General features: G+C 68.4%; 8 protein-coding genes. 3 read left to right on the top strand and 5 right to left on the bottom strand.

The window, feature by feature from the left end; genetic code table 11:
- The coding region (locus tag Q0C57_RS02405; RefSeq protein ID WP_296571560.1) for a transposase domain-containing protein at positions 1-106 on the top strand (106 nt) is incomplete at its 5' end.
- 27 nt (positions 107-133) lie between these two features.
- A complete protein-coding gene (locus tag Q0C57_RS02400) occupies positions 134-937 on the top strand; it encodes a methyl-accepting chemotaxis protein (RefSeq protein ID WP_296571530.1) in 804 nt (267 codons plus the stop codon).
- A gap of 88 nt (positions 938-1,025) precedes the next feature.
- Here Q0C57_RS02400 and Q0C57_RS02395 read toward each other — a convergent pair whose 3' ends face one another.
- Positions 1,026-1,529, bottom strand: a complete 504-nt coding sequence (locus tag Q0C57_RS02395) for a peptide deformylase (RefSeq protein WP_296571528.1) — start codon at positions 1,527-1,529, stop codon at positions 1,026-1,028.
- A gap of 269 nt (positions 1,530-1,798) precedes the next feature.
- Here Q0C57_RS02395 and Q0C57_RS02390 point away from each other — a divergent pair, with 269 nt between their 5' ends.
- The gene (locus tag Q0C57_RS02390) at positions 1,799-3,658 is read left to right on the top strand and encodes an ABC transporter ATP-binding protein (RefSeq protein ID WP_296571525.1); all 1,860 of its coding nucleotides are present in this window, start codon (positions 1,799-1,801) and stop codon (positions 3,656-3,658) included.
- 240 nt (positions 3,659-3,898) lie between these two features.
- Here the strand turns inward: Q0C57_RS02390 and thiL are convergent, their stop codons facing one another.
- Genes thiL through Q0C57_RS02370 form a run of 4 tightly spaced genes read right to left on the bottom strand, consistent with a single transcriptional unit; the run spans position 3,899 to position 6,550 of the window.
- Positions 3,899-4,891 (bottom strand): thiamine-phosphate kinase, encoded by a 993-nt coding sequence (thiL, locus tag Q0C57_RS02385; protein WP_296571522.1) that lies wholly within the window; start codon positions 4,889-4,891, stop codon positions 3,899-3,901.
- Positions 4,892-4,938: 47 nt separating this feature from the next.
- Entirely contained in the window at positions 4,939-5,424 is a 486-nt protein-coding gene (gene nusB / locus Q0C57_RS02380; protein WP_296571519.1) for a transcription antitermination factor NusB, read from the bottom strand.
- Positions 5,424-5,909, bottom strand: a complete 486-nt coding sequence (ribH, locus tag Q0C57_RS02375; protein ID WP_296571517.1) for a 6,7-dimethyl-8-ribityllumazine synthase — start codon at positions 5,907-5,909, stop codon at positions 5,424-5,426. The genes nusB and ribH overlap by 1 nt, the downstream gene beginning before the upstream one ends.
- Before the next feature lie 26 nt (positions 5,910-5,935).
- Positions 5,936-6,550, bottom strand: coding sequence for a riboflavin synthase (locus Q0C57_RS02370; RefSeq protein WP_296571514.1), 615 nt, complete (start codon positions 6,548-6,550; stop codon positions 5,936-5,938).
- Between the last annotated feature and the right edge of the window lie 3 nt (positions 6,551-6,553).

The raw sequence follows: 6,553 nt of genomic DNA, 5'->3' as shown, positions 1-6,553 counted from the left end.
CCTCGCCGACGTCATCAGCCGCATCGTCGCCGGACATCCGCAAAGCCAGATCGACGAGCTCCTGCCCTGGGCCTATGCCGCAAGACCGCTCAAAGCCGTGGCCTGACAACAGCGCTTACCCTTCAATGGCGAAATGACGCTCACCCTCAAGACGATGGAGCAGTCGGCCGGGCAGTTGAGCAGCACCGCCAACGGCCTCGCCGCCAATGCCGAGGAGACCACGCGGCAGTCGACCGCCGTCGCCGCGGCATCGGAACAGTCGGCGTCGAACGTGCAGACGGTCGCGGCGGCCTCGGAGGAACTGTCCAGCGCGGTGGCGGAGATCGGCCGGCAGGTCAGCCACTCCACCGAGATCGCCAACCAGGCGGTGAACCAGGCGCGCCAGTCGAAGGCGGTCATGGACGGGCTCGCCGAGGCGGCGCAGAAGATCGGTGACGTGGTCAGCCTGATCGCCAATATCGCCGGCCAGACCAACCTGCTGGCGCTCAACGCCACGATCGAGGCGGCGCGGGCCGGCGAGGCCGGCAAGGGCTTCGCGGTCGTCGCCTCCGAGGTCAAGAGCCTTGCCAGCCAGACGGCCAAGGCCACCGACGAGATCGGTGTGCAGATCGCGGCCATCCAGTCGGCGACCAACCAGTCGGTCAATTCGATCACCCAGATCGGCACGACCATCGAGACGATCAGTTCCATCGCCGCCGCCATCTCCGCTTCCGTCGGCGAGCAGCAGTCTGCCATCGAGGAGATCGCCCGCAACATCCAGGAGGCCGCGCGCGGCACCCAGGAAGTGTCGAGCAACATCGCCGGGGTGAGCCAGGCCGCCAGCGAGACCGGCACGACCTCCACCTTCGTCCTCACCGCAGCCAATGCGCTGACGGAGCAGACGGACAAGATCCGCCACGAGGTCACGGACTTTTTCGCCACCATCAAGGCGGCCTGAACGGACGGAGCGGCACCAGGAAGGAGGCGGCCGCTTGCGGCGCGCCTCCCCAGGCCTTTACCATTGTAGGGCGCCACAGGCCTGCCTTTCAGCGCCCCGTCCGGCGCGATTTCTCATAGCGCCGGATGGCGCGTTCGCGTTTGAGCCGCGACAGCCGGTCGAGCCAGAAGATGCCATCGAGCTGGTCGATCTCGTGCTGTAGAACGACGGCGAGAAAACCGTCGGCCTCGGCGCGCTCCTCGCTTCCCGACAGGGTGTTCCAGGTGAGGCCGATGCGGGCGGGGCGCTCCACCTCCTCGGTGATGCCGGGCATGGAGACAGAGCCCTCCTGCTCGCGCCTGGTCTCGGGCGAGGTCCAGAGAATCTGCGGATTGACGTAGAGCCGCATGAGGGCATCGTCAGCCATGCGGATGGCGACCAGCCGCTGCTGCACGCCGATATGGCAGGCGCTGAGCCCGATGGCCGGCGCGGCGACGACCGTATCCATGAGGTCCTGGGCCAGGATTTCCAGTGCCTTGTCGAACTGCTCGACGGGCGCGGCGCGCAGCCTCAGGCGCGGATCGGGAAACATGACAAGCGGTCTGGCAGGCACGCGGGACACTCCGGTCGGACAAGGGTGCTCTAGCCGAGGACGGGCCCGGTCGGGAAGAGGCGGACCGTTCGGCTGGTGCCCACCGGGATGGCGCGCCATGCCGCTCCCTTGGGCGGTTTCGGCCCGCGCAGCGGCGGCGCCGCGGTTCATCCACAGCATCGGGGCCATGCCCGCTGCGGGTTGCAATGGAATGGATGTTGCATGAGGATAAGCGCCCGGCAGGTGCCTTGGCGCCGCCCCGTGACACATACCAGCGAGTGACATTCGACGTGAGCGCACTGCCCCAGTCTGCCGCCGATTCCTTGGCTCCCGCCCCCAATACAGGCCCTGTCCTGTCGGTTTCGAACCTGGTGACGTCGTTCCTGCGCGAGGGCGAGTGGAACGCGGTGGTGCGCGGCGTCTCCTTCGATGTCGGCCCGCGCGAGACGGTGGCGATTGTCGGCGAGTCCGGTTCCGGCAAGTCGGTGACGGCGCTGTCGATCATGCGGCTGATCCCGCCGCAGAGCGGCCGGGTCGAGGGCAGCATCAAGCTCGCCGGGCGGGAGCTGACGACGCTGCCCGAGAAGGCGATGCATCATGTGCGCGGCAATGAAGTCGCGATGATCTTCCAGGAACCGATGACCTCGCTCAATCCGGTGCTGACCATCGGGTTCCAGATCGCCGAGGCGCTGATCTACCACCGCGGCATGTCGCGCCAGGAGGCCGAGGCCGAGACGGTGCGCCTCCTCGAGAAGGTGCGCATCCCCGCCGCCAAGTCGCGCTTCCACGAATATCCGCACCGCTTCTCCGGCGGCATGCGCCAGCGCGTCATGATCGCCATGGCGCTCGCCTGCCGGCCCAAGCTGCTCATCGCCGACGAGCCGACGACCGCCCTCGACGTGACGATCCAGGCGCAGATCCTCGAGCTCATCAAGGTGCTGCAGGAGGAGGAGGACATGTCCGTCCTCTTCATCACCCACGACATGGGCGTCGTCGCCGAGATCGCCGACCGCACCGTCGTCATGTACCAGGGCAAGGCGGTTGAGGCCGGCGAGACCGGGCAGATCTTCGCAGCGCCCGCCCATCCCTATACCAAGGCGCTGCTCTCCGCCGTGCCGCAGCTCGGCTCGATGACCGGCATCAGCCGGCCGATGCGCTTCCCCATCGTCGACAAGGCGACGGGCGAGAGCGACGTGCCGGTGGAGACCCCCGACACGGTGAAGGCGGCCGAGCGTCCGGTGCTCGAGGTCTCCGGCCTCACCACCCGCTTCGACATTCATTCCGGCCTGTTCGGCAAGGTCTCCGGCCGCGTCCATGCGGTGGAGAACGTGTCCTTCTCGCTGCATTCGGGCGAGACGCTGGCCCTGGTCGGCGAGTCGGGCTGCGGCAAGTCGACCACGGGACGCTCCATCCTGCGGCTGATCGAGCCCAATGCCGGCTCGGTGCTGATCGACGGCGAGGACGTGCTTTCGATGGAAGGCGGCAAGCTGCGCGACATGCGCAAGCGCATGCAGATCATCTTCCAGGACCCCTTCGCCAGCCTCAACCCGCGCATGTCGATCGGCTCGGCCATTGCCGAACCCTTCTATGCCCATGGCCTCGCCACCGGGTCGGAAGCGCGGGACCGCGTCGCCGACCTGCTCACCCGCGTCGGCCTGTCGCCCGACATGGCCTCGCGTTATCCGCACGAATTCTCCGGCGGCCAGCGCCAGCGCATCTGCATCGCCCGCGCTCTCGCCCTCGGCCCGAAGCTGATCGTCGCCGACGAGGCGGTCTCGGCCCTCGACGTCTCGGTCAAGGCGCAGGTCGTCAACTTGATGCTCGACCTGCAGGCGAGCATGGGCCTGGCCTATCTCTTCATCTCCCACGACATCGCCGTGGTGGAGCGCATGTGCCACCGCGTCGCCGTCATGTATCTCGGCGAGATCGTCGAGATCGGCCCGCGTGCTGCGGTCTTCGGCAATGCCCAGCACCCCTATACCAAGAAGCTGATGTCGGCGGTGCCGATCCCCGATCCCGCCCGGCGCGCGCAGAAGCGCGGCGTCTCCAACGACGAGATCAAGAGCCCCGTCCGCGCCCCCGACTACGTGCCCCCGGCCCGCCAGTACCGCGAGGTCTCCCCAGGCCACGTCGTCATGGCCTGGGAGTGAGTCTTTTCCCCCTTTGTGAAGGAGGAAGGCCCCGGTTTCCGGGGCCTTTTTCGTTGCAGTGGATGTCACGGGGCCGGGAGGACATCGCACCTCCCTCTCCGTCATGGCCGGGCTTGTCCCGGCCATCCACGGCTTGAACACCGCAGTGGCTGCAGAATTCGTGGATGCCCGGCACGAGGCCGGGCATGACGCGGTGGAGCGGGCGGCGCGGGACTCAGGCGAACGAGAATGCCCCGAGTGTCAAAAATGCTCGAACCGCCCGGCAACGAAGGAGAGCACCTGCCCTTCCGCCTTCCAGATCACGTCGATGCCATCCGTGACCGCCCCGATCACGGCCAGCGGCACGCCTGCCGCAGCCGCATCGTCGCATAGTTCGGCGAGACGGTCCTTGGGGCAGGCCAGCAGGATCTCGTAGTCGTCACCGCCAGTGAGGATGCGCTCGCGCAGGGCCGGATCCAACGCGAGGGCGCACGCTGCGGCGGGCGACAGCGGCACCGCCCCGGCGTCGAGCCGCGCGCCGGCCCCAGACGCCGCCATCATCTTGGCGAGGTCACCGACCAGCCCGTCCGACACGTCCATGGCCGCCGAGGCGTGGCGGGCGACAGCCGCGGCGAGCGCCGTGCGCGGACGCGGTGCGAGATAGCGGTCGACGAGATGGGCGCGCTCCTCCGGCGCGAGCAGGCGGAGCCAGTCGGGCGCGGTGCCGGGCGCGCGCTCTGCCTGCCGCGCGATCAGCCCCAGGGCACCATCTCCGATCGTCCCGGTGACGCAGAGCACGTCCCCCGGGCGCGCGCCGCGGCGGCGCACGGTCCGGGCGGCACGGCCGAAGGCTGTGACCGACAGGGTCAGGGGACCGGGGACCTTCACCGTGTCGCCGCCGAGCAACGGGCAGTCATAGAGGGCGATGTCGCTGGCGAGGCCTTTAGCGAAGACCGCGAGGAAGGCGGTGGTCCAGTCCGGCGGCAGGCCGAGACCAAGGAGGAAACCGACGGGTAAAGCACCCTTGGCGGCGAGATCGGAGAGATTGACCCTGAGCACCTTGGCCGCGATCAGGTCCGGCGGGTCGTCGGGGAAGAAATGCACACCGGCAATGGCCATGTCCTTGGTGACGACGAGGTCGCCGGTGCCCTCCGGGATCACGGCGGCATCGTCCGTTAGCCCGTCGGCCCCCGCGGTCGTGGCGAGCGGCGCGAAGAAGCACGCGATGAGATCGTCTTCGGAGGGGCGGGTCACGGGGTGATCATGGCCGATGGCGCCGGCAAAGGGGAGAGCGGCGAGGCTCAGCCCTTCGGCGCCTCACCCATCTCGGCGGCGCGCAGGCGCTTGGCGATCTTGTCGAGCACGGCATTGGCCATGCCGACCTCCTCGCGGTCGACGAACGCGTCGGCGACGTCGACATATTCGGCGATGATGACCTTGGCAGGCACGTCCGGCCGTTCGAAAAGTTCATAGGCCCCGGCGCGCAGCACCGCCCTGAGAACGGCCTCGATGCGGCGCAGCGGCCAGTCGTCGGCGAGGATTCGGTCGACCGCCACGTCGATGCGCTGCTGGTCGCGCATGACGCCCTGAATGATGTCGCGGAAGAACTGGTGGTCGGCAGGCAGATAGGTCTCGCCTTCCACCTCGCGGCCCATCCAGAAGGTCTGGAATGCGCCGATGACATCGTTGATGTCCGAGCCGGCGACGTCCATCTGATAGAGCGCCTGGACGGCGGCGAGCCGGGCCGTGCCACGCTTGTTGGCCTGTTTGGGAGCGGTCTCGGCCATTACAGGGTCTCCGCCGCACGTTTCAGGCGGATCATGGCGAGGCAGGCCCTGGCAGCACCGCCCCCCTTGTCGAGGTCGCTGCGGCGGGCGCGGGCCCAGGCCTGATCGTCGTTCTCCACCGTCAGGATGCCATTGCCGAGCGGCATCTTGCGCGCCACCGACAGGTCGATCAGGGCGCGCGAACTCTCTTCCGAGACGATCTCGTAGTGGGTGGTTTCGCCGCGGATCACCGTGCCGAGGGCGACCGCACCGTCGAAGGGTCTCCCGTGCGCCGCCGCACCGTCCATCAGGATGGCGATGGCCGCGGGGATTTCGAGCGCGCCGGGCACGGTATGCACCTCGCAGGTGGCGCCCGCCTCCGCGAGCGCGGCCTTTGCACCATCCAGAAGGGCGTCGGCGAGATCGTCGTAGAAGCGCGCCTCGACGATGAGCACGCGGGCATGGGTCGGAATCACGTGCTCGGGCGCGGAACGCGGGGCGGCCATGGCAGGTCCTTCGGATTGGGAGCGCTCTAGTAGCCCTCCGCCTTCGCCTCCGCAAGGCGGGCCGCGTAACGGGCCATCATGTCGACCTCGAGATTGACCCGGTCACCGGCCCTCGCGGCGCCCCAGGTGGTCACCTGCAGCGTATGCGGGATCATGGTCACGGTGAAAGTGTCGCCATCGACACCGTTGACGGTCAGCGACGTGCCGTCGAGGGCGACCGAGCCCTTTTCGGCGATGAACTTGGCGAGTTCCCGCGGTGCGCGGAAGACAAACCAGGCGGTGCCGTCGCGGTCCTCACGCGAGACGATCTCGGCGACACCGTCGACATGGCCGGTGACGATGTGGCCGCCGAGTTCGTCGCCGATGCGCAGGGAGCGCTCGAGATTGACCGGCATGCCGACCGGCCAGGTGCCGAGCGTCGTGCGGGCGAGGGTCTCACCAGAGGCATCGACGGTGACCAGCGTGCGCTCGCCCTCCTGGCGCAGCGTCGTCACGGTCAGGCAGATGCCCATGTGGCAGATGGAGGCGCCCAGCGGCAGGCTGTCGGCCGGATAGGAACAGGCGATGGCGAGGGTGCGGGCGGACCCCTTTTCCTCGACGGCGACGATCTCGCCCACATCGGTGATGATGCCGGTGAACATGGC

This window comes from Phreatobacter sp. (assembly GCF_022843985.1).
In the GTDB taxonomy this organism is placed as follows: domain Bacteria; phylum Pseudomonadota; class Alphaproteobacteria; order Rhizobiales; family Phreatobacteraceae; genus Phreatobacter.
Note: the sequence above shows the minus strand (reverse complement) of the source record. Positions and strands in the feature narration are given on the sequence as shown.

What these genes read in the sequence shown, in the direction of transcription:
- Q0C57_RS02370 (WP_296571514.1), bottom strand. Translation starts at nt 6,550, where the DNA reads ATGTTCACCGGCATCATCACCGATGTGGGCGAGATCGTCGCCGTCGAG.
- nusB (WP_296571519.1), bottom strand. Translation starts at nt 5,424, where the DNA reads ATGGCCGAGACCGCTCCCAAACAGGCCAACAAGCGTGGCACGGCCCGG.
- ribH (WP_296571517.1), bottom strand. Translation starts at nt 5,909, where the DNA reads ATGGCCGCCCCGCGTTCCGCGCCCGAGCACGTGATTCCGACCCATGCC.
- Q0C57_RS02400 (WP_296571530.1), top strand. Translation starts at nt 134, where the DNA reads ATGACGCTCACCCTCAAGACGATGGAGCAGTCGGCCGGGCAGTTGAGC.